This is a genomic window from Rubellimicrobium aerolatum (assembly GCF_017872975.1).
Taxonomy (GTDB): Bacteria; Pseudomonadota; Alphaproteobacteria; order Rhodobacterales; family Rhodobacteraceae; genus Rubellimicrobium; species Rubellimicrobium aerolatum.
This window is the reverse complement of record NZ_JAGGJP010000025.1, coordinates 1-22,217: the sequence shown is the minus strand read 5'-3', so window position 1 is coordinate 22,217 and position 22,217 is coordinate 1. Positions and strand designations below refer to the sequence as shown.

The following is a 22,217-nucleotide window of genomic DNA, read 5'->3' as shown; positions in this document are numbered from 1 at the left end:
ACAACAAAGAACGCCACAGGACACCACAAGACGCGACCCCAAACCCCAACCCGGCCCAGATACAGCCCCGCCGCTCCCTCAAGAGCAATGGGACGAACTGGCGGGAACGCGCCTCGGGAGGGGAAAGGGAACGCCAGGAGCACGAGAGCAAGACCGACGGACAACGAGGCCCATCCCCTACCGATGACGCGGCCGGGGGCTCAGCCCTTCGACAAGGCCGGGCACCTGCTCGAAGCGGAAGGCTATGGCATCGGCGCCGAGATCGCCGACGGGTCGGCGCGCGTAGCCCCAAGCCACGGCGACGACCGGCAACCCCGCCGCGCGGGCGGCGGCGACGTCGATCTCCGAGTCGCCGACGACCACGGCGGGCTGCGGGCAAGGCAGCAGGCCGAGGAGATGGGCCGGGTCGGGCTTCGCCGCCTCGAAGGTGTCCGGCCCTGCTACCTGCGCGAAGAAGCGCAGGAGGCCCAGCTCCCGCAGGACCTCGCTTGCGGCGGCCTCGCGCTTGTTGGTGCAGACCGTCAACCGCCAGCCCGCGCCGGCCAGCGCGTCCAGCACCTCGGGCGCGCCCGGGTAGGGCCGGGTCTTGGCTGCGAGACGCCCGGAATAGATGGAAAGAAACCGATCCGACGCGCGGGCGAGATCGTCTTCGGTCACCGGGCCTTGGCGCAGGACAAGGGCGGATCGCACCAGGGCTGGGATGCCGTGGCCTATCAGCGCGCGGGTGCCATCGAGGCCGATAGGGGCGAGGCCACGGTCGGCCAGCACCTCGTCAAGCGTATCGGCGAGATCGGGGGCGCTGTCCACCAACGTGCCGTCGAGGTCGAAGATGACGGTTCCGCGCGGGGTCTCGGACATGGAGCGAGGGTCCTTCGGAATGGCGTGGGATCAGGTCGCCCCGACGACCTTGAGCGACCAGCGATCGGCGTAGGCGCGGAGCTGGGGGTCGGGCTCGTGGCGGCGGGCGGCTTCGGGCGGGCGGTGCCCGCTTCGGAGCAGCGCCGCGCCGGTCGAGGTGCCCGAGGCGTTGCCCTCGGAGGCCAGAACGGGTCGGCCGGTGGCGGTGGCCAGCATCGACAGGAACTCGGGGTTGGCGGCGAAGGGCCCTTCCACCACCACGTCGCCTTGCGCGCCGATCAGGTCGAGGCAGGTCGCCGTCATCAGGCCGAGATACCAGGACAGGGCGACACCGGTCTGTCCCTCGGTCGCGGGGTCGTGGGTCCAGCGGGACGCACGGCCGGGGAAGGGGCCGGATCCCCTCTCGACGGAGGGCAGGAGCATGATCCCGTCGCGCAGGACGGCGGCGCGATCCTCGTCCGTCGCGGCGAGGGAGCGGCCCTGGCGGATGGTCTCGTATTCCCGGCCGCCCATGAAGCGGGCCGAGGGCACCGGGTCGCCCAAGGCGTTGACGTTCACCAGCACGTCGCGCGCCGGGTCAAGCGTCCGAGGCTGCGCGCCCACCGCCATGCAGACCACCCAGGTTCCCGTCGAGACGACGCTGAAGGGCGATTCGCGCCCGAGGAGATGCGGCAGGAGCGAGGCGTTGCTGTCGTGGATGCCGCAGAGGACCGGGGTGCCGTTGGGGAGACCAGTGGCGGCGGCGAGTTCGGGGCGGATCGGACCCAGCACGTCGCCCGCGCGCCGCAAGGGTGGCAGCAGCCGGTCCCAGCTGCGCGCGACGGCGAGGCTGGAGGGCCGGGCGTTCCACGGGTCCCAGAGGTCGGTATGGCAGCCAAGGCTCGTGACCTCGGAGGCGAGCACGCCGGTCAGCCGCCAGGACCAGTATTGCGGCCACATGAGCAGCGCCGTCGCCCGCGCGAACGCCTCGGGGAACCGCTGGTCGAGCCAGTGGAGCTGCGCGCCGACGTTGAGGCCGTGCGGCAGGCGGGCGGAGCCGGTCTCGGCGAAGGGGGGCCGCTCGGCGTCATAGTCGGCGGCGAGAGAGTCCGGTCCGTCGAATTCGTAGTCGAGGACGGGAAGCGCGAGGTCGTCGCCCGCGACCAGCGCGGCCGTCGCGCCGTGGGCGGTGATGGAGACGGCGTCCACCGGGCCTTCGGTGGCCAGATCGCGCAGCGCGGCGAGGAAGAAGTCCCATTGCGCCGTCACGTCGGCGTGGGGGTAGGGGCCGTCCGTGCGGGGGCGGTTCGGGCTTCGCCGCACCGCCACCTCGTGCAGGGTATCGCCGTCCACGAGGACGACCTTGACGTTGGTCTTGCCGATGTCGAGCACCGCGATGCGCGGTGCCCCCCCTGCCCCGCTCATGGCAGATGGAACACGGTCCGCAGCGGGACCGAGACGGGGCTGTTGTCGGGGTTCGTCGCCATGATGTCCGCCATGTGCGCCCACCACCGCTTCATCACCGGATGCTCGGGCAGCGCGTCCATGCCATGGTCGGGCCGGCGCTTGAGGACGCCGAACAGGTGCCCCGTCTCCGGGTCGAGGTGGATCGAGTAGTCCTCGACCCCCGCCTCGCGCAGTAGTTCCACCAGCTCGGGCCAGATGGCGTCGTGGCGGCGGCGGTATTCCTCGGCCTCACCGGGGTTCAGGATCATGCGGAAGGCGTGCAGCTCCATCACGCGGCCCTCCCCGTCCGCGCCAGCCGGATCAGGCGCGGGATGGCGATGACGCCGATCAGCAGCGCGCCGATGAAGACCGACATGACGATGCCCGGCACGTTGAGGAGGCCGAGCCCGAAGGTCACCATCCCCATGACCAGCGCCGCCAGCACCACGCCGAGGATCGACCCCGAGCCGCCGAGGATCGACACGCCGCCGAGGACGACCATGGTGACGATCTCCAGCTCCCATCCCTGCGCGATCGAGGGACGGGTGGAGCCCAGGCGCGAGGTCAGGCAAACCGCCGCCACGCCGGACATGAGCCCCGTGAGCAGGAAAAGGATCATCTTGACGCGCTGCACCCGCACCCCGCTGAAGGCGGCGGCGGTGTCGTTGTTGCCGATGACATAGACCTGCCGGCCGAAGTTCGTCCGGTGCAGCAGCACCCCGAAGGCGACGGCGAGGACGGCGAAGATCACCAGCTCCCACGAGATGACCCACCAGGCGTAGCCTTGCCCGAAGAGGGCGAAGCTGGCGGGGTAGCCGTTGAAGGCCTCGTCGCCGAGCACGATGTAGGAGATGCCGCGATAGAGGCTCATGGTGCCGATGGTCGCGACGATGGAGGGCAGGCCCAGCCGCGTCACCAGCGTGCCGTTGACCAGCCCGCAAAGCAGCCCCGTCAGGAGCCCGACCCCCACCAGCACCGGCGTCCCCGCCCCGTGCTGGAGCGCGAGGCCCATCAGCGTCGAGGCCAGGGCGATGATCGCCGCCACCGACAGGTCGATCTCCCCGGCGATGATGAGCATCGCCACGGCGAAGGCGATCATCGCCTTCTCGGTGAAGTTGAAGGTCGCGTCCGACAGGTTCCAGGGCGACAGGAAGTAGGGCGACAGCAGCGAGTTCGCGACGAAGATCGCGACGCCGACGAGGAGCAGGAGCAGCTCCCAGCTTCGCAGCGCGTGGCCCATCCGGCCCGAGAGGCGGTCGGGGATGTGGCGGGGGCGGGTTCCCTCGGCAAGGCTCATGCGGCGTGCTCCGCGGATTTGAGGATGATGCGGCCCTTGGTCCGCTCGGCCCGCGCGTTGAGCGCCACGGCGACGATGATGGCGGCCCCGGAAATGGCGAGTTGCCAGAAGGGCGAGATGCCGGCGACCGGCAGGGCGTTCTTGATGACGCCCAGGAACAGCGCGCCCAGCACGGCCCCGCCGACGGTGCCGATGCCTCCGGCGATGGAGACGCCGCCGATCACGCAGGCTGCCACGACATCAAGCTCGAAGCCCACGGCAACGTCGGTGTAGGCTACCGCGTAGCGCGAGACCCAAAGATAGCCGCAGAGCCCGGCGAGCCCGCCCGAGATGACGAAGGCCATGAAGCGGGTGAAGCCGACCGAGATCCCCGTATAGACCGCCGCGTGGGCGTTGCCGCCGACCGCGAGGATCGCCCGGCCCAGGGGCGTCAGCCGCACCAGCACCGCGACCAGCAGGACGACAAGGAGGGCAATCCAGCTCAGCACCGGCAGGCCGAGGATCACCATGCGCGGCAGCGCGGTGAAGGCGGGCGACATCTCGAAGGAGTTGATCCATTCCCCGCCCGAGATCACGAAGACGACACCCCGGTAGATGGTCAGCGTTCCCAGCGTCACCACGATGGGCGGGATGTCGAGCAGCCAGACCAGCAGCCCGTTGAAGGCCCCGAGCAGGAGCCCGAGCCCCACCGCCAGCGCGATCAGCGCCACGACCGGCACGCCCGGCGCGGCGGCGTTGACCAGCGCGACGGTCATCCCCGTGAGCGCGAGGTTCGCCGCCACCGAAAGGTCGATGCACTTGGTCATGATGACCAGCATCTGCCCGAGCGCGAGGATCATCAGCACGCTCGTGTCGTTGAACACGGCGGCGAGGTTGCCGGGCGCGGCGAAGCCCCGGAACCGGCTCTCGACCAGCGCCACCAGCGCCACGAGGGCGAGGGCGAGCATCGCCTCGCGCGATTTCAGGAACGTGCTCATGCGGCCCTCCCGTAGCCGGCGGCGGCGCGGACCAGCATCTCGGGCGTCAGCCCCTCGCGCGGGAACTCGGCGGCTAGGCGCCCCTCGCGCATCACGATCACGCGGTCGGACATCCCCAGGATCTCGGGGATCTCGGAGCTGACCATGATGACGGACAGCCCCTCGGCGGCCAGCTCGGACATGAACTCGTGGACGGCCGCCTTGGACCCAACGTCGATGCCCTTGGTGGGCTCGTCCAGGATGATGACGCGCGGCTGCGTCGCCAGCCACTTGGCGATGACCACCTTCTGCTGGTTGCCCCCCGACAGGTTCCCCACCGGCTGGTCGAGCGCCGAGGCCCGCAGGTCCAGCCTCTCGGTGTAGCGCCGCGCCAAGGCGAACTCCTCGGCCATCCGCAGGAAGCCCTTGCGCGAGGTGCGGCCCAGCGACGGCAGCGTGACATTCTGGACGATGGGCAGGGGCCGGATCGCGCCCTGCTTGCCCCGGTCCTCGGGGACGTAGACGATGCCGTGCCCGATGGCCTCGGCCGGGGAGCGGATGGCAACCGCCTGCCTGCCGATCCGCACCGTCCCGCGCGAAGGCTTCGTCACGCCGAACAGCGCCTGCATGAACTCGGACCGCCCTGCGCCGACGAGGCCGTAGAAGCCCAGGATCTCCCCCCGCCGCAGCGTGAATGAGATGTCCTCGAACTCGGTCGGGTGGCTGTAGCCCTCGACGGCCAGCACCTCGGGGCCGATGGCGGCGTGGCGCTTGGGGAAGATCGTGTCCACCGAGCGGCCGACCATGCGCTCCACGAGGTGATCCTCGGTCACGTCGGCGATCAGCCCGGCCTCGACCATCTGCCCGTCGCGGAAGACGGTGTAGCGGTCCGCGATGCGGAAGATCTCGTCGAACTTGTGGCTGATGAACAGGATCGCCTTCCCGTCCGCCTTGAGCCGGTCCACCAACTCGTAGAGCTCCTCGATCTCGGTCTGGCTCAGGGCGGCCGTGGGCTCGTCCATGACGACGACGCGCGCCTCGACCGACAGGGCGCGGGCGATGGCGACGAGGTGCTTGGAGGCGATGCCCAGCTCGCGCAGGGTCACGTGGGGGTCGATCCGCGCGCCGATCCGGTCGAGGATCGCCTTGGCCTCGCGGGTCATGCGCCCCCAGTCGAGAAGCCCGAACCGGTTGCGCGGCTGGTGTCCGAGGAAGATGTTCTCCACCACCGTCAGGTCGTCGAACAGGACGGTCTCCTGGTGGATCGCCGTGACACCCGCCTGCGTGGCCGAGAGCGCGGTGGGGAAGCGCACTGGCGCCCCGTCCAGCTCGATCCGCCCGGCGTCGGGCTGGTAGATGCCGGTCAGGATCTTGACCAGCGTGGACTTGCCCGCGCCGTTCTCGCCGATCAGCGCCGTGACTTGGCCAGGATACAGCGCCAGCTCCACGTCCTGCAGCGCGCGGACGCCGGGGAAGCTCTTGCCGATGCCGGACAGGCGCAGGACCGGATTGGGTCCGGCGGCGGGCGGACGCAGGACGGCGGCCCGCGCGAGGCTCTGGTCGTTCATGGGGTCACCCGACAGAGGGGGACGGGTCCGGCGCAAGGGCCGGACCCGTCCGGGCGGATCAGAAGACGCTCTTGAACTCTTCGATGTTCGAGGCGTCGTAGGTGAAGGGCACGGCCATCGCCGCCTCGTTGTTGTCGTCGAGGGTGGCGGTGCCGATCCGGCCCATCGGGATCGCGGCGCCCGGCTCGGCGGTCGCGTCACCTTGGGCGAGGTGGTAGGCGATCATCGTCGTGGCATAGCCCAGATCGACCGGGTTCCAGATCGCGAAGGACTTGGACGCGCCCGACTCCACCGCGCCCGCCATCTCGGACGGCAGGCCGAGGCCGGTCACGTTGATCTGCCCGATCTTGCCCGCGTCGGCCACGGCCTGCGCGGCGGCGACGATGCCCACCGAGGTCGGCGCGATGATCGCGTCGAGGTCTGGGTAGGTCTGGATCAGCCCCTGCGTCTCCCGATACGACTTGTCGGCGAGGTCGTCGCCATAGACCGTCGCCACCACCTCGATATTGGGGTAGTCGCCCATCACCTTGTTCATCTCCTCGATCCAGATGTTCTGGTTCGTGGAGGTGGAGGTCGCCGACAGCACCGCAACCTGCCCGCCCTCGGGGAGCTGGTCGGCGGCGAGCTTGATGATCGTCTGGCCGATCAGCTCGTTGGACGAGGGCGACAGGTGCATCTGCCGGCCCTCGGGCGCGACGCCCGAATCCCAGGAGATAACGGTGATGCCGCGCTGCATCGCCTTCTGGAGCGCCGGCACCACCGCGTCGGGGTCGTTGGCCGAGATGGCGATGGCGTCCACGCCCTGGGCGATCAGGCTGTTGATGACCTCGATCTGCCCCTCGGCGGTGGTGGAGGTCGGGCCGGTGTAGATGATCTCGACGTTGCCGAGCTCGGCGGCGGCCTCCTCGGCCCCCCGGTTGGCGGCCTCGAAGAAGCCGTTGCCCAGCGACTTCACCACCAGCGCGATGCGGACGGGATCGTCCTGCGCGATGGCGGTCGTGCCCAGCAGCGACGCCGCCAGCGTCAGCCCGATGGTAAAGGTCCTGCGTGTGCTCATCTGTAGTCCTCCCTGGATGAGTCGTCTGTGCGCCGTCGGGCTCCTCCCTACGACGCCTTCTCCTCCGCGGCCCTTGCCGGGGCCACGATGACTTCGACGCCCGCCTCCTGGAGCATCCGCACGTGGCGGTCCTCCACCCGGTCGTCGGTGATGACGGTCGAAACCTTGGCCAGCGGCCGCACGATCAGGCTCGACCGCCGCTCGAACTTGCTGGCGTCCACCAGCACGACCAGCTCCTCGGCCTGGCCGATCAGCTTCTCCTCGGCTTGGATGATGAGCGGGTCGATCTCGCTCACCCCCAGCGGGCCGATCCCTTGCGCGCCCATGAACATCCGCCGCGCCTGGAAGTTGCGCGTCACGTCGTTGTCGAAGGGCGACAGCACGATCTCCTGCTCGCGATACACCGTTCCCCCCGACAGCAGCACCGTGTTTCGCGAGTTGTGGAGGAGGTGCCCGGCGATGGGGAAGGAGTTGGTGAAGACCTGCAACCGCCGCGTCGCCAACGGATAGACCATCTGGAACGTGGTCGTGCCGCCGTTGACGATGATGGCGTCGCCGTCCTCGCAGAGGTCCACGGCGGCGCGGGCGATGGCCCGCTTCTGCGGGAGGTTCTGCGAGGCCTTGAGGGCGAAAGGCCGCCCGGCCAGCCCTGGAAAGACGATGGGCGCCAGCGACTCCGCCCCGCCGCGCACCCGCCGCAGCTTCTTCTGGACGTGCAGCGCCGCGATGTCGCGCCGGATCGTCGCCTCGGAGGCGCCGGTCATCTCCACGAGCTCGGCCACCGTCACGACCGGCTTGGCCTGGACGGCGGACAGGATGACGCGCTGGCGCTCGCTTTCGATCATATGGCTCTCCCCACGCCGAAACGGCCACAGGTTCCGCTCAGTGTCAATCAGTTTCAATCGCTGCAGCGCAGCGATGGGCGTCATATGATTGATGGTGATCGAAGATGATTGACTTAAAGCCGGGCCGGGTTCAGGTTGCGCCCGACGCACGGCCCGACGCGGCCCAGAGGGAGGATTCCGATGTTGCAGAAAGCGCCCCGTTCGCGCCTCGAAAGCCTATGGGACGACGCCAAGGCGCAGGGGATGAGCGAGAGCGGAAAGCTCCTCTACCGCTCCAACCTTCTCGGCTCCGACAAGCGCGTGACCAACTACGGCGGCGGCAACACCTCGGCCAAGGTCATGGAGACCGACCCCCTGACCGGCGAGCAGGTGGAGGTCCTCTGGGTCAAGGGCTCGGGCGGCGACATTGGCACCATGACGCTCGATGGCTTCGCGACGCTCTACATGGACAAGCTGCGCGCCCTGAAGGGCAAGTATCGGGGCGTCCAGTTCGAGGACGAGATGGTGGGCTACCTGCCCCACGCGACCTGGAACCTGAACCCGCGCGCCGCCTCCATCGACACGCCGCTCCACGCCTACGTGCCCAAGCGCCATGTGGACCACGTCCACCCCGACGCGATCATTGCCGTGGCCGCCTCGGTGAACTCCAGGGAGCTGACCCAGGAGATCTTCGGCTCCGAGATCGGCTGGCTGCCGTGGAAGAAGCCCGGCTACGAGCTGGGCCTGTGGCTGGAGGACTTCTGCCTCAGGAACCCGGACGCCAAAGGCGTCGTGCTGGAAAGCCACGGCCTGTTCTGCTGGGACGACGACGCCCGGACCTGCTACGAGACGACGCTGGCCACCATCAACAAGGCCATCGCCTATTTCGAGGAGGAGGCGGCGGGCGTCCCCGCCTTCGGCGGCGAGACGTTCCAGGCCCTCCCCCCCGATGAGCGCCGCGCCATCGCCGCGCGGCTGATGCCGGCGATCCGGGGCCTCATCTCCAAGGACCGTCACAAGGTCGGCCATTTCGACGACTCCGACACCGTGCTGGAATTCGTGAACAGCAAGGACATGGAACGGTTGGCGGCTCTGGGCACCTCCTGCCCCGACCACTTCCTCCGCACCAAGATCCGCCCGCTGGTGGTCGCGTTCGACCCCGCGAACCCCGACCTCGACGGCACGCTCGCGCGTCTCGCCCCGGCGGTGGAGTCCTACCGCGAAGGCTACGCGGCCTATTACGACCGCTGCAAGCACCCCGACAGCCCGGCCTTGCGTGACCCGAACGCCGTCGTCTACCTCGTGCCCGGCGTCGGGATGCTGACCTTCGCGCTTGACAAGGCCACCGCCCGCATCTCCGGCGAGTTCTACGTGAACGCCATCAACGTGATGCGGAACGCCGAGGCCGTCAGCACCTACCAGGGCCTGCCCGAGCAGGAAGCCTTCGACATCGAGTACTGGCTCCTCGAGGAGGCCAAGCTGAGCCGGATGCCCAAGCCCAAGTCCCTGGCGGGCCGCGTCGCGGTCGTGACGGGCGGCGCGGGCGGCATCGGCTCGGCCACGGCGGAACGCTACCTCCGCGAAGGGGCCTGCGTCATGCTCGCCGACATCGACGAGGCGGCGCTGGAGGCGACCCGCGCCAACCTCGCCGGGCGCTTCGGCGCGGACGTGGTCCGCACCGTCCCGATGAACGTCACCGACGAATCGGCGGTCGCCCGCGCCTACGCCGAGATGGCGGTGGAGTTCGGCGGCGTCGATATCGTCGTGTCGAACGCCGGCATCGCCTCCTCGGCCCCGGTCGAGGAGACGACCCTCGCCCTCTGGAACCGGAACATGGAGATCCTCTCCACCGGCTACTTCCTCGTCTCGCGCGAGGCGTTCCGGATGCTCAAGGTCCAGGGCATCGGCGGGGCCATCGTCTTCGTCGCCTCCAAGAACGGCCTCGCCGCCTCGCCCGGCGCGGCGGCCTACTGCACCGCCAAGGCGTCCGAGATCCACCTCGCCCGCTGCCTCGCGCTCGAAGGGGCCCCCGACGGCATCCGCGTGAACGTGGTCAACCCCGACGCCGTGCTGCGCGGGTCCAAGATCTGGTCCGGCGAATGGCTCGACCAGCGCGCCTCGACCTACAAGACCGACAAGGAAGGGCTGGAGGAGATGTATCGCCAGCGCAGCCTGCTCAAGCGGTCGGTCCTCCCCGAGGACATCGCCGAAGCGGCCTACTTCCTGGCCTCGGACCTGTCCGCCAAGTCCACGGGCAACATCATCAACGTGGACGCCGGCAACGTCCAATCCTTCACCCGCTGAGGCCCCCGATGCTTGACCGCACCCCCATCGACCTCGCCAACGAAACCGCAGAGGCGGCGCTCCGCGCGGACTACGACTCGCTCGGCGAGCGTCTGGCCCGCGCGGGCCTCGACATCGCCGCGATCAAGGACAAGGCCGCGCGCTTCGCGGTCGCCGTCCCCTCCTGGGGGGTCGGCACCGGCGGCACCCGCTTCGCCCGCTTCCCCGGCCGGGGCGAGCCGCGCGGCATCATGGACAAGCTCGACGACTGCGGCGTGATCCACCGGCTGACCGGGGCCACGCCCACCGTCTCGCTGCACATCCCCTGGGACAAGGCCCCGGCGGCGGACCTCCTCGCCAAGGCCGCCGAATGGGGCCTGGGGTTCGACGCCATGAACTCCAACACCTTCCAGGACCAACCGGGCCAGCTGCTCTCCTACAAGCACGGCTCGCTTTCGCACACCGATCCGTCGGTGCGCGCCCAGGCGGTCGAGCACAACATCGAGTGCATCGAGATCGGCCAGACCATCGGCTCCAAGGCCCTGACCGTCTGGATCGGCGACGGCTCCAACTTCCCCGGCCAGTCCGACTTCTCACGGCAGTTCGACCGCTACATGGACTCGGCCCGCGCCATCTATGCAGCACTCCCCGCCGATTGGCGGCTCTTCACCGAGCACAAGATGTTCGAGCCCGCCTTCTACTCGACGGTGGTGCAGGACTGGGGCACCAACTACCTCATTGCGACGGAACTCGGCGAAAAGGCTTTCTGCCTCGTGGACCTCGGCCACCACGCGCCCAACACCAACATCGAGATGATCGTCGCCCGCCTCGTGTCGCGCGGCAAGCTGGGCGGCTTCCACTTCAACGACTCCAAGTATGGCGACGACGACCTCGACGCCGGGTCCATCGACCCCTACCGCCTGTTCCTCGTCTTCAACGAGCTGATCGAGGCCGAGGGCAAGCCCGGCTTCGCCCCCGCCCATATGCTCGACCAGAGCCACAACGTCACCGACCCCATCGAGAGCCTGATGGTCTCGGCGACCGAGGTGCAGCGCGCCTACGTCCAGGCGCTCCTCGTGGACCGCGAGGCGCTGGCCGCCCATCAGGAGGCCAACGACGCCCTGATGGCCACGACAACGCTCAAGCGTGCCTTCCGCACCGACGTGGAGCCGATCCTCGCCATGGCGCGGCTGGACAAGGGTGCGGCCATCGACCCGGTGGCGGCCTTCCGCGCGTCCGGCTATCGTGACCGCGTGGCTGCCGAACGACCGGCGGCGCAAGCGGGAGGCGGCGGGATCGTCTGATGCCGATCATCACGAACATTGACGACCTGCGGCGGCTCCACCGCCGCCGCGCCCCCCGGATGTTCTACGACTACTGCGAGTCGGGAAGCTGGACCGAGCAGACCTTCCGCGACAACGTCTCGGACTTCGCCCAGATCCGGCTGCGCCAGCGCGTGGCGGTCGATATGTCCGACCGCACCACCGCCAGCACCATGCTGGGCGAGCCGGTGGCGATGCCCGTGGCGCTGGCCCCCGTGGGGTCGGCGGGGATGCAGGACGCCGACGGCGAGATCAAGGCCGCCCGCGCGGCCGAGAGGTTCGGCGTCCCCTTCACGCTGTCCACCATGTCCGTCTGCTCCATCGAGGACGTGGCCGAGCACGTGACCAAGCCCTTCTGGTTCCAGCTCTACGTGATGCGGGACGAAGGCTTCGTGGACCGCATCATCGAGAGGGCCAAACGGGCCAACTGCTCGGCGCTCGTGCTGACGCTCGACCTCCAGATTCTCGGCCAGCGGCACAAGGACCTGCGGAACGGCCTCTCCACGCCGCCCAAGCTGACGCCGCGCACGCTGCTCGACCTGTCGCGGCGCTGGGGATGGGGCCTGGGGATGCTGGGCACCCAGCGGCGCAGCTTCCGCAACATCGTGGGCCACGTCTCGGAAGTGGCCGACATGAGTTCCCTCTCCACCTGGGCCAACGACCAGTTCGACCTCCAGCTCGACTGGGACAAGGTCCGCAAGATCAAGGAGAAGTGGGGCGGCAGGTTCATCCTCAAGGGCATCCTCGACCCCGAGGACGCCAAGCTCGCCGCCGAGGTCGGGGCCGACGCCATCGTGGTCTCGAACCACGGCGGGCGGCAACTCGACGGGGCGCTCTCGTCCATACGGATGCTCCCCTCCATTGTCCGCGCGCTGCAGGACCGCCCGAACCGGCCCGAGATCTGGCTCGACAGCGGCATCCGCTCCGGCCAGGACGTGCTCAAGGCGCTGGCGCTCGGGGCCGACGCGACGATGATCGGCCGCGCCTGGGTCTACGGCCTGGGTGCCATGGGCGAGGCCGGCGTGACCCGCGCCCTAGAGGTCATCCGCAAGGAGCTCGACACGACCATGGCCCTCTGCGGCCGCCGCGACGTGAACACGCTCGACCGCGACGTGCTGCTGATTCCCAAGGACTTCGAGGGCGACTGGCAAGGCTGACGGGCCCGCCCCGACGTCAGCCGCGCCGCGCCGCCGCCGGGATGCGCGTCGCCCACAGCGCCCCGCGCAGCAGCCCCGGCGTCAGCGCCCCCGCCAGCGCCTGACCCCACGGCGTCACCATCGCCCGCGACGCCCAGGTGCTCCGCCACACCTGCCCCGCCACGTCCCGCGCCAGCCGCGCCTGGAACGTCCCCGGCCCCTCGCCCCGCGTCATCGCCTCCGCCGCCAGCCGCGCTCCGTGCAGCGCCAGCGACATCCCCTCGCCGGTGAAGGACGGGATCACCGCCGCCTGGTCCCCCAGCCGCCAGAGCCCGTCGCTCCCTGCCCGCACCAGCCCATAAGGGATGCGTGCGATGGCGAGCGGTCGTCCGCAGGGCTCGGCCCGATCCAGCCGGGCGCTCAGGCCGGGACAGGCCGCGAGGAGATGCGCCAGCAGCGCCTCCCAGCGCCCGCCCAGCGCCACGAAGGCCGCCTGCCGCACCACGAGGCACAGGTTCGCGCGCCCGCCCTCCACCATCTCCAGCCCGGCATAGCCGCCGGGGAAGAGGTGCAGCTCGACCGCGCCCTCCAGGCCCCCTGGGTCCAGGCGCCAATAGGCCTTGAACCCGAGGAGGTCGTCCTGCCGCCCTTCCGGGCGCGGCAACCCCCGCAGGTCGTGCTTGCCCGTCGCCAGCATCACATCCCACGCCGCGACCGCCTCCCCGCCGTCCACCGCGACGGCCCAACCCGCGCCCTCGCGCACCAGCCCGGTAACACGGGCGCCCCGCCGCACCTCCACGCCCAGTGCGGCCGCCCGCGCCAGCAGCGCCTCGTCCAGCACCCGCCGGGACAGGCTTCGCGCCTCGAAGGGCAGCGCCGCCTCGACCCGACGAGTCCCCCGCTCGACCGCCACCCGCCCGATCGGGACCGCCCCCAGCGCCGGCAGGTCGAGCCCCAGCGCCGCCAGCTCCTCCTGCGCCTCGAAGCTCAGGAACTCGCCGCAGACCTTGTCGTGGGCGCCGGTCGTCCGCTCCAGCAGCACCACCTTCCGCCCGGCTTGCGCGAGGCGGGCCGCCGCCGCCGCGCCGGCGAGGCCCCCGCCGACGACCACCACCTCCGCCCTCATCGCGCCCGCGCCACGCAGAGCCGGAACGGAACCCAGCGCTCCACCCGGGCCGCGCCGTCCGGCACGCCCGCCTCGCGCAGGAGCCGCGCCCAGTCGTCCGGCACGAAGGCGCGGGCGAAGGACACCGGCCCGTCGTGCCGCACGAAGCGGTGCAGCCGCAGCGCCGCCGCGAGCGGCCCGAAGGTCCGATGGGGCAGCGGGTGGCGGTGCAGGTCGTTGACGAACCACCCGACCCGCGCCTTCGCCTCCATCCAGCGCAGGAAGGCCACCGCCGCCGTGTCCTCGAGGTGATGCGTGAACAGCGAGCTCACCACCACGTCGGCCCCGCCGTCGTGGTCGAAGACGTTCTCCGTCACCCAGCGGATCGGCCGGCCGTCGGGCGTCGCCTCGGCGGCGGCCCGGGCCGACCAGGGGTTCAGGTCCACCCCCGTCAGCCGCACGGCGAGCCCCTGCCCCTCGGCCCAGGCGTCCACCGCGCGCAGGAGGTCGCCGTAGCCGCTCCCGGCGTCCAGCACCTCCACCGGCCGCCCGAGGTCCAGCCGTCCCGCCCGCCGCAGTCCCTCCAGGAAGGCCAGCGTCGGCCGATACCCCAGCGACATCCGGTTCACGCGCGCGAGGTCGCGCAGGCAGTCGCGGAAGGTCGCGTAGTCCGTCCCCGGGTCGTCCATCAGCTCGGACGCGTCGCTCCGCCGCGACAGGTCGGCCGTCATGCGGCGGAGAAGAGCAGCGTCTCGGCCGTCAGCCCCGGCCCGAAGGCCATGGCGCAGCCCCTCTCGCCGGACCGCGCCCGCCCGAGCATCCGCGCCAGCACGAAGAGCACCGTGGCCGAGGACATGTTGCCATAGAGCCGCAGCACCTCGCGCGAATCCGCCAGCGCCTCGGGCCCCAGCTCCAGCGCCCCCTGCACCGCGTCGAGCACCGACCGCCCGCCGGGATGGATCGCCCAGAGGTCGATCTCGTCCGTCCCCGCCCCGTCGAGGATGACCTCCCGGCCTCGCCGCAGCGCCTCGCCGACCGAGGCGGGGACCTGCCCCGACAGGAACATGTCGAAGCCGCCGTCGCCGATGGTCCAGGTGATCTGCTCGGAGGCCTCGGGCAGCAGCGCCGCGTGGAAGCGGTCGAGCGACAGGCCCGCCGGGTCGGCCGTCACCAGCGCCGCCGCGCAGCCGTCGCCGAAGACGAGGAAGCTCAGCACCTTCTCCAGGTCCGAGGTTTCCTGAAGGTGCAGCGTGCAGAGTTCCACCGACACGATCAGCACCCGCGCGCGCGGCTCGGAGCGGACGATGTGCCGCGCGAGCTTGAGCGCGTTGATCCCGGCATAGCAGCCCATGAAGCCGACCACCGTCCGCTCGACCGAGGGGTCGAGCCCGCAGCGCGCCACGAGCTGGAGGTCGAGCCCCGGCGCGTAGAACCCGGTGCAGGAGACGGCGATCAGGTGCGTCACCTCGCGCGCCCGCTCGCCCAGGTCGAGGCCCTCGACCGCCTCGGCGGCGAGGTCCAGCGCGAAACGCTCGTAGAGCCGCATCCGCTGGCCGGTGCTGGGGAAGGCGCCGCGCCGGTAGACCTCGGCGTTGCCCGCCACGGCGCTGCGGCCGCCGTCGGCCAGGGTGAGCACCGACCAGCGATGCTCGATCTGGCTGCGCTTCACGAGGCGGTCGAAGACCGGGGCGCTGCGTTCGCCTGCGATGAGCCCGGCGGCGAAGCCCACGAAGGCGGCATGGACGTCGTTCGGCGGCACGGCCGTGGCGACGCGGTTGAGGTAGGCATCCATTCTGACTCGCCCCTGACGCGGCCGTCCGACCCGGTCCGCCCCAAGCCAGCTAGCGGGCCGACGGCGCCGAGCAACTCGGCGTCACGCCGGCGTGGGCCGTCGAGGGGGGCTCCGCCCCCCGCTTCGCTCCCCCCGGGATACTTGGAGCCAAAGAAGGAGGGGGGTCTCGGACAGACTAAATCCCCGCGAAGCCTCCGGGTTCACTCGCCGGCTCGCGGGGACCAGGGGCGCGCGAGCGGGAGCACCGGCCGCTATTTAGCGGGCTGGGTCTCAGTGGCATCGAGGGAGAACGCCCGTGGGGCGCCTCGGTCTCCCTGGCCGGGTATCTGGCCGCTCCTGGCCCATCGCGTGTGTCCGTGCCCTCCTTGCGGACGGGCGTCCCTTCGTCCTTGTCTCTCCTTTCCGCCCCCCGCCGTCGGGGCCGGCGTCTCCGCCCCTGGGGAGCGCCGGGCCGTGCGGCGGGGGCCGCTGGTGTGTGCGGGAGAGAATGCCAGCCAGGCGTTAACGCCGTCCGACAGCAACGAACGCTCGGCCCCCGGTTCGCGCAACACCCCCGCCCGCCGTGCCACGCGCGCGAGGACCCTTCTTTGGCTCCAAATATCCCGGGGGGAGCGAAGCGGGGGGCAGAGCCCCCCTCGACGGTGGACGCGGGGGGCCTTTGACCCACGATCTCATTCCCGACCAAATTACTCAACCTCCGTTGACATGGCCGAGCATTCTTATCAGAGATCGTCCGGCGCGGCCGGGCGGGGCCGCCCGGCCCGGAGCCCGACATGGCGGAGCATCCCCTCGCGACGACCCGCATGGACGGCGAGACCTGCCGCCTGAGCGAGCTCGCCTCGGAGCCCTGGCGGCTGGAAGCCTGGCTCGATCAGCACCAGCGGACCTGGCCCGGCACCGACCGCAAGGCCGCCGGGGCCTTCCTGGTCGGCGGGCTGGTCCGCGACCTGCTGCGGCCGCTGGTCGAGGCCCTGCTCGCCGACGGCAACGCCGGCGCGCGCTGGCCCGGGCCCGCCGAGGTCGCGGTCGGCCTGGGATGGGCGCGGTGGGAGCACGCGGGCGCGAGCGGCTGGATGATCGCGCATCGCGTGATCGTGGACCCGCCCGGAGGCCCGGAGGGCGGGCGGCCCGGCGACGGCCTCCGGCGGCTGGTCGCCCCGCTCGTTGCCGCCGTCGCGGCGCGGACGGGGCTGCCGCCCTGCGCGCTCTGGCGGCTGGTCGCGGACTCGGCGGCGCAGGCCTGCCTGGAGGCGGGCAGGGCCCGGGGCGACGCCGGGGCGGGCATGGCGCTGGCGCGCGACCTGCTGGGCGACAAGGGCTCGCCGCTCCACAACCGGCAATGGGGCTTCGTGGAGATCGAGGCTCAAAGACCCGACGGCCGGGTGGTCCGCGACTGGGCGGTGGCGCGGGGCGGCTGCTGCCGCTTCCACACCGTCGAGGGCGGGCAGACCTGCGCCACCTGCGTCCTGCGCGACCCCGGCAGCCGCGACGCCCTGCTGCGCGACTGGCTCGCCACCCGGCCGGACGCATCCTGAGAGGACGAAATGACCCACGCCACGCCACGAAGGGCCGCCGCCCTGCTCCTGCTGCTCCTGCCGGCCGCGCCGGCCGTGTCGCAGGAGTTTCCGCAGACCTTCCAGCACCGCTTCGGCACCACGGCCGTCGAGGCGGAGCCGGAGCGCGTCGTCTCTCTCGACTACGGCGGGCCGGACGACTTGCTGGCGCTGGGCGTCGTACCGGTGGCGCAGCGCTACTGGTATGGGGACTATCCGCTCGGCACCTGGCCCTGGGCGCGGGAGGCGCTGGGCGACGCGAGCTTCGATCTGATCGAGGGCGACCTGAACCTGGAGCGGATCGCGGCGCTGCGGCCGGACGTGATCCTGGCGGTCCATGCCGGGATCGGCGCCGAGGATTATGAGCTGCTGTCGCAGATCGCCCCGGTGATCGCGCCGGAGCCGCCCTACGACGAGTACTCGACCCCCTGGCAGGAGCGCGCCCGCCTCAAGGGCCGCGCGCTCGGCCGCTCCGAGGAGGCCGAGGCGCAGGTCCGCGCCATCGAGGACCGGCTGGCGGCGATCCGGGCCGAGCATCCCGAGTGGCAGGGCCGGACGGCGACGGTGGCGGTGCATTGGAACGGCGCGCCGGCGGCCTTCCTGCCCAACGATTCGCGGGCGCAGCTCCTGGCGCAGATGGGCTTCGCCACGCCGCCCGCCATCGCCGGGGCCGTGCCGTCGGACAGCTTCTACGCCACCTTCTCGGACGAGGACCCGAGCCCTCTCGACGCCGACGTGCTGCTGTGGCTGGGCGACGGCACCACCCTGCCCGAGATCCGCGACATGCCCCTGCGCCGGACGCTGCAGGCGCACCGCGAGGGGCGCGAGGCCTATGCCGACGAGCTGCTGTCGGGGGCGCTGTCCTTCTCGTCGCTGCTGTCGCTGCCCTACGCGCTCGACCGGCTGGTGCCGATGCTGGAGGCGGCGGCGGACGGCGACCCGGCGACGCCGGTCCCCGAGTCGGTCGCGGCCGGCCTGACGGACTGACCGCTTGCGCGCCCCTGCCCTTTCCGTCGCCCGGCCGGCGGCCCCCCTCCGCCGTCGCCGGCTCGGGGCGCTGGCCGGGCTGGCGGTGCTGCTCGGGGCGGTGGTGGTCGCCGCGCTGGCGGTGGGGGCGCGGCCCGTGCCGCCGGGAGTCGTCCTCGACGCGCTGCTGTCGCCCGACCCCGCCTTGCCCGATCACCTCGTGGTGCGCGAATTGCGGCTGCCGCGCCTCGCGGTGGGGCTGCTGGTGGGCGCGGCGCTGGGGGTGGCGGGCGTGCTGATGCAGGGGATCACGCGCAACCCGCTGGCCGATCCGGGCCTTCTCGGGATCAACGCCGGGGCGTCGCTGGCGCTGGTCGGGGCCGTCCGCTGGGCGGGCGTGACCGATCCGGGCCGGCTCGTGTGGTTCGCCTTCGCCGGGGCGGGGCTGGTCGCGGGGCTGGTGCAGGCGCTGGGCTCGCTCGGGCGCGGGGCGGCGACGCCGGTGCGGCTCGCGCTCGCGGGGGCGGCGCTGACCTCGCTCCTGGCCTCGCTGGTCTCGGCCATCCTGCTGATCGATCCCGAGGTGTTGCAGGTCTACCGCTTCTGGGTGGTGGGGTCGCTGGCGGGGGCCGAGCGGTCGGCGCTGCTGCCGCTGCTGCCCGCCTTCACGCTGGGGCTGGGGCTCGCGGTCTGGGCGGGGGCGGCGCTGAACGCCCTGGCGCTGGGGGACGACGCGGCGCGGTCCCTTGGCGTGCGGATCGGGCTGGCGCGGGCGGGGGTGCTGCTGGCGGTGACGCTGCTGAGCGGGGCCTCGGTGGCGCTGGCCGGGCCGGTGGCCTTCGTGGGCCTCGTGGTGCCGCACCTCGCTCGGGCGGCGCTGGGGCCGGACCAGAGGCTCGGCGTGCTGGCGGCGGCGCTGCTCGGGCCGGTCGTGCTGCTCCTGGCGGACGTGGCGGGCCGCGTGGTCCTGCCGCCGGGCGAGGTGCCGGTGGGCATCATGACCGGGCTGGTCGGCGGCCCGGCCTTCGTCTGGATCGTGCGCCGGTTGCGGATCCTGCAACCATGACCGAGGCGGGCCATCTGGTCTGGCGGCGGGGCCGCTGGTCGCTCCGGCTGCGGCGGCGGGGCGTGGCGGCGCTGCTGGGGCTGGCGCTGGCGCTTGGGGCACTGGCGCTGGCCTCGCTCTGCCTGGGCGAGCCGACGCTCGGCCCCGGGGCGGCGCTGCGGGCGCTGCTCGGGCCGGGCGACGCGGCCTTCGCCGTGGGCACGCTGCGCGCGCCGCGCCTGCTGACCGGGCTCTGCGCCGGGGCCTGCCTGGGGCTGTCGGGGGCGATGATGCAGTCGCTGGCGCGCAACCCCCTGGCCTCGCCGGACCTGCTGGGCTTCACGCAAGGCGCGGGCCTCGGGGCGGTGGCGACGATCGCGCGGACGGGGGCGCAGGGGGTCGGGGTCGCGGCGGCGGCCCTGGGCGGGGGCCTTGCGGCCGCCGTGCTGGTGGGCGCGCTGGCCTGGAAGGGCGGGCTGCGGGTCTGGCGGCTGGTCCTCGTCGGCATCGGCGTGGGCTTCGCGCTGCGGGCGGGGACCGACGTGCTGATGACGCGGACGGACCTGTTCTCGGCCTCGGCGGCGACGCAGTGGCTCACCGGCTCGCTCAACGCGCGGCTCTGGAGCCACGCGGCGCAGGCCGGGGTGGGGCTCGCGGTGCTGGGTCCGCTGGGGCTGGCGCTGGGCCGCGGGCTCGACCGGCTGGAGATGGGCGAGGACGTGGCGACGGCCCTGGGCGTGCGGACGGGCCTCGTGCGCCTCGCCACCGTCGCCGTCGCGGTCGGGCTCGCGGCGGTGGCGGTGGCGGCCTGCGGGCCGGTGGCCTTCGTGGCGCTGGTCGCCGGGCCGATCGGGCGCCGCCTGTCCGGCGGGGGCGGCCCGGCGCTGGGGCCGGCCGCGCTGACCGGGGCGCTCCTCCTTTGCGCCGCCGACCTCGCCGGGCGGGTGCTGCTCGCGCCGATGCAGCTTCCGGCCGGGCTTTTCACCGCGCTCATCGGGGCGCCCTACCTCCTGTGGCTCCTTGCCACGCAGATCCGAAAGGGCGCGCTGTGACCCGGCTGGCCGCGACCGACCTTTCCCTCGACTACGGCGGGCGGCCCATCGTCCGCGACCTGTCGCTCGCCGTGCCCGACGGGCGGGTGACCGTCATCATCGGCCCCAACGCCTGCGGCAAGTCCACGCTGCTGCGGGCGCTGGCCCGCCTCCTCGCCCCCGCGCGGGGGACCGTCACGCTCGACGGCAAGGCCATCGCCCGCCAGCCCACGCGCGAGGTGGCGCGCGTCCTGGGCCTGCTGCCGCAGACCCCCCTCGCCCCCGAGGGGATCACGGTGGCGGACCTCGTGGCGCGGGGGCGGTCGCCGCACCAGGGCGCGTTCCGGCAATGGTCGCGGGCCGACGAATCCGCCGTGGCCGCCGCGCTGGAGGCCACCGGCACGGCGGACCTCGCCGGGCTGCGGGTGGAGGAGCTGTCGGGCGGCCAGCGCCAGCGCGCCTGGATCGCCATGGCGCTGGCGCAGGAGACGCCGCTCCTCCTCCTCGACGAGCCGACGACCTTCCTCGACCTGCGCCACCAGATCGAGGTGCTGGCGCTGGTGCGGCGGCTGAACCGCGACCTCGGGCGCACGGTGGTCATGGTGCTGCACGACATCGGCCTCGCCTGCCGCTACGCCGACCACCTCGTGGCGATGCGCGACGGGTGCATCCTGGCCGAGGGGACGCCGGAGGCCGTGGTGACGCCCGCCACGATCCGCGCGGTCTTCGGCCTGGAGGCGCGGGTGATCCCCGACCCCGAGACCGGCACTCCCCTCGTGATCCCCCGGCGCGAGCCCTAGTCGCCGGTGAACTGGAACGAGAAGCTGGTCTGCGCGCCGCGCGGCGGGGCCGGGAAGGGCGCGGCCCGCTGCACGAGCGCGAGGCCGGCCTGGTCCACCTCGGGCACTCCCGAGCTTTGGGCGACGGCCAGCCCCGCCAGCCCGCCCGAGGCGGACAGCGTGAAGGCGATGACGGCGGTGCCGCTCGATCGCAGGCGGTCGCGGCGGGTGCGGCCGAGGTGCTGCATCACCTCCCCGGGATAGCTTGCGGCGGCGGCGCTGGATGCGCCCGAGGCGGCCTGCCCCTGCCGCGCCGCCGTCGCGCCCTCCTGTCCCTGGCGCGAGCCCTGCCGCGCCGACGCCGCAGCGTTGCCGGCGGTGCTGGGCGGCGCGGCCTCGGCCACGGGGGGCGCGGGGTCTGGGGCCTGTCGGGGCTCGGGTTCGGGCTCCGGCTCGGGGTCGGGTTCCAGCAGGTCGCGCGGGCGCTCGGGCGGGCGCGGGGCGGCCTCGACCTCGGCGGCGCGGGGCGGCTCGGGCAGGGCCTCGACGGTTCCGGACGGGGCGGCGCTCTCGGCGGGCGGCGGGGGCTCGGCGGCGACGGGCTCGGCGGCGACGGGCTCGGCGGCGATGGGGCGCAGGGGCTCGACCGGGCGGGCGGGGGCGGGCGGCGGCTCCACCGGCTCCGGCACGGGCGGCGGCGCGACGGGCGTGGCGGCGGCGGTCACCGTCTCGACGGGCCGGGCCGCCGTCGGCGGCACCGGCTCGGCCGCGCCGGCGACGAGGGACTCGGCCGCCTCGCCCCGCTGGAGGGTGCCGCCGACCGCCTCCAGCCGCTCCGAGGCGGCGACCGGGGTGGCGGCGACCGGGGTCATGGAGGCCGAGACGGCGCGGGCGTAGTCGATCCCCGAGACCGCCGTGACGGCAGTGACGGGCGGGTCCGGGGGCTCGCTCGCCATCGCGCCGCCCCAGAGCAGCCAGCCCATCAGCGCGCCATGGGCGACGGCCGAGAGGAGGAGACCCCGGCCCACGAGGTGCGGGCGCGGGTGGGGCCGGGGCGCGGGCGCGCGGATCGGGCCGGGGAGCGTGGCCATCTCAGCCCTCCTGCGCGGGGCTGGCCCCGCCCTGCCCCGCCTCCTGACCCGCCCCCATCCCTGGCCCGCCGGCGTCCGTCACGAGCCCGATGTCCGAGAAGCCGCCCGCGTTCAGCGCGCCCATGACCT

General features: G+C 72.5%; 20 protein-coding genes. 8 read left to right on the top strand and 12 right to left on the bottom strand.

Features of this window, described 5'->3' with window-relative positions; genetic code table 11:
- Positions 1 to 177 precede the first annotated feature (177 nt).
- The 8 genes from J2Z33_RS16805 to J2Z33_RS16770 are packed head-to-tail and all read right to left on the bottom strand — an operon-like array spanning position 178 to position 8,006.
- Positions 178 to 858 (bottom strand): HAD-IA family hydrolase, encoded by a 681-nt coding sequence (locus J2Z33_RS16805; protein ID WP_209843202.1) that lies wholly within the window; start codon positions 856 to 858, stop codon positions 178 to 180.
- A gap of 30 nt (positions 859 to 888) precedes the next feature.
- Positions 889 to 2,262 (bottom strand): FGGY-family carbohydrate kinase, encoded by a 1,374-nt coding sequence (locus J2Z33_RS16800; protein ID WP_209843200.1) that lies wholly within the window; start codon positions 2,260 to 2,262, stop codon positions 889 to 891.
- Positions 2,259 to 2,573 (bottom strand): L-rhamnose mutarotase, encoded by a 315-nt coding sequence (gene rhaM, locus J2Z33_RS16795; protein ID WP_209843204.1) that lies wholly within the window; start codon positions 2,571 to 2,573, stop codon positions 2,259 to 2,261. Before rhaM ends, J2Z33_RS16800 begins: the two co-directional genes overlap by 4 nt.
- Positions 2,573 to 3,580, bottom strand: a complete 1,008-nt coding sequence (locus tag J2Z33_RS16790) for an ABC transporter permease (protein ID WP_209843198.1) — start codon at positions 3,578 to 3,580, stop codon at positions 2,573 to 2,575. The genes rhaM and J2Z33_RS16790 overlap by 1 nt, the downstream gene beginning before the upstream one ends.
- Complete coding sequence (locus J2Z33_RS16785) at positions 3,577 to 4,557, bottom strand: ABC transporter permease (RefSeq protein ID WP_209843195.1); 981 nt, start codon at positions 4,555 to 4,557, stop codon at positions 3,577 to 3,579. The genes J2Z33_RS16790 and J2Z33_RS16785 overlap by 4 nt, the downstream gene beginning before the upstream one ends.
- Positions 4,554 to 6,104, bottom strand: a complete 1,551-nt coding sequence (locus J2Z33_RS16780) for a sugar ABC transporter ATP-binding protein (protein ID WP_209843194.1) — start codon at positions 6,102 to 6,104, stop codon at positions 4,554 to 4,556. Before J2Z33_RS16780 ends, J2Z33_RS16785 begins: the two co-directional genes overlap by 4 nt.
- Positions 6,105 to 6,162: 58 nt before the next feature.
- Positions 6,163 to 7,161 carry a rhamnose ABC transporter substrate-binding protein gene (gene rhaS / locus J2Z33_RS16775; protein ID WP_209843192.1) on the bottom strand — a complete coding sequence of 333 codons (999 nt, stop codon included), beginning with the start codon at positions 7,159 to 7,161 and terminating at the stop codon, positions 6,163 to 6,165.
- A 47-nt stretch (positions 7,162 to 7,208) separates the two neighbouring features.
- Positions 7,209 to 8,006, bottom strand: coding sequence for a DeoR/GlpR family DNA-binding transcription regulator (locus tag J2Z33_RS16770; protein WP_209843190.1), 798 nt, complete (start codon positions 8,004 to 8,006; stop codon positions 7,209 to 7,211).
- Positions 8,007 to 8,186: 180 nt separating this feature from the next.
- Here J2Z33_RS16770 and J2Z33_RS16765 point away from each other — a divergent pair, with 180 nt between their 5' ends.
- The 3 genes from J2Z33_RS16765 to J2Z33_RS16755 are packed head-to-tail and all read left to right on the top strand — an operon-like array spanning position 8,187 to position 12,747.
- Positions 8,187 to 10,289, top strand: a complete 2,103-nt coding sequence (locus J2Z33_RS16765) for a bifunctional rhamnulose-1-phosphate aldolase/short-chain dehydrogenase (RefSeq protein WP_209843188.1) — start codon at positions 8,187 to 8,189, stop codon at positions 10,287 to 10,289.
- An 8-nt stretch (positions 10,290 to 10,297) separates the two neighbouring features.
- Positions 10,298 to 11,572, top strand: coding sequence for an L-rhamnose catabolism isomerase (gene rhaI, locus J2Z33_RS16760; RefSeq protein ID WP_209843186.1), 1,275 nt, complete (start codon positions 10,298 to 10,300; stop codon positions 11,570 to 11,572).
- Positions 11,572 to 12,747 carry an alpha-hydroxy acid oxidase gene (locus J2Z33_RS16755; RefSeq protein WP_209843184.1) on the top strand — a complete coding sequence of 392 codons (1,176 nt, stop codon included), beginning with the start codon at positions 11,572 to 11,574 and terminating at the stop codon, positions 12,745 to 12,747. The genes rhaI and J2Z33_RS16755 overlap by 1 nt, the downstream gene beginning before the upstream one ends.
- Before the next feature lie 16 nt (positions 12,748 to 12,763).
- On the opposite strand, the gene J2Z33_RS16750 is transcribed toward J2Z33_RS16755, so the two are convergent.
- From J2Z33_RS16750 to J2Z33_RS16740, 3 genes are read right to left on the bottom strand one after another with little or no spacing between them, the layout of a single operon-like run.
- A complete protein-coding gene (locus J2Z33_RS16750) occupies positions 12,764 to 13,852 on the bottom strand; it encodes an NAD(P)/FAD-dependent oxidoreductase (RefSeq protein ID WP_209843182.1) in 1,089 nt (362 codons plus the stop codon).
- Entirely contained in the window at positions 13,849 to 14,562 is a 714-nt protein-coding gene (locus J2Z33_RS16745) for a methyltransferase domain-containing protein (RefSeq protein ID WP_209843180.1), read from the bottom strand. The genes J2Z33_RS16750 and J2Z33_RS16745 overlap by 4 nt, the downstream gene beginning before the upstream one ends.
- Positions 14,559 to 15,623 carry a type III polyketide synthase gene (locus tag J2Z33_RS16740; protein WP_209843178.1) on the bottom strand — a complete coding sequence of 355 codons (1,065 nt, stop codon included), beginning with the start codon at positions 15,621 to 15,623 and terminating at the stop codon, positions 14,559 to 14,561. The genes J2Z33_RS16745 and J2Z33_RS16740 overlap by 4 nt, the downstream gene beginning before the upstream one ends.
- Before the next feature lie 773 nt (positions 15,624 to 16,396).
- Here J2Z33_RS16740 and J2Z33_RS16735 point away from each other — a divergent pair.
- Genes J2Z33_RS16735 through J2Z33_RS16715 form a run of 5 tightly spaced genes read left to right on the top strand, consistent with a single transcriptional unit; the run spans position 16,397 to position 21,018 of the window.
- Positions 16,397 to 17,158: a (2Fe-2S)-binding protein gene (locus J2Z33_RS16735; protein WP_209843176.1), complete on the top strand. Its 762-nt coding sequence runs from the start codon at positions 16,397 to 16,399 to the stop codon at positions 17,156 to 17,158.
- 9 nt (positions 17,159 to 17,167) lie between these two features.
- A complete protein-coding gene (locus tag J2Z33_RS16730; RefSeq protein ID WP_209843173.1) occupies positions 17,168 to 18,163 on the top strand; it encodes an iron-siderophore ABC transporter substrate-binding protein in 996 nt (331 codons plus the stop codon).
- Positions 18,164 to 18,167: 4 nt separating this feature from the next.
- Complete coding sequence (locus J2Z33_RS16725; protein WP_209843171.1) at positions 18,168 to 19,208, top strand: FecCD family ABC transporter permease; 1,041 nt, start codon at positions 18,168 to 18,170, stop codon at positions 19,206 to 19,208.
- Entirely contained in the window at positions 19,205 to 20,239 is a 1,035-nt protein-coding gene (locus tag J2Z33_RS16720; protein ID WP_209843169.1) for a FecCD family ABC transporter permease, read from the top strand. The genes J2Z33_RS16725 and J2Z33_RS16720 overlap by 4 nt, the downstream gene beginning before the upstream one ends.
- Positions 20,236 to 21,018 carry an ABC transporter ATP-binding protein gene (locus J2Z33_RS16715; RefSeq protein ID WP_209843168.1) on the top strand — a complete coding sequence of 261 codons (783 nt, stop codon included), beginning with the start codon at positions 20,236 to 20,238 and terminating at the stop codon, positions 21,016 to 21,018. Before J2Z33_RS16720 ends, J2Z33_RS16715 begins: the two co-directional genes overlap by 4 nt.
- Here J2Z33_RS16715 and J2Z33_RS16710 read toward each other — a convergent pair.
- Positions 21,015 to 22,088, bottom strand: coding sequence for an energy transducer TonB family protein (locus J2Z33_RS16710; protein WP_209843167.1), 1,074 nt, complete (start codon positions 22,086 to 22,088; stop codon positions 21,015 to 21,017). The two genes, J2Z33_RS16715 and J2Z33_RS16710, sit on opposite strands and share 4 nt — an antisense overlap.
- Between the last annotated feature and the right edge of the window lie 129 nt (positions 22,089 to 22,217).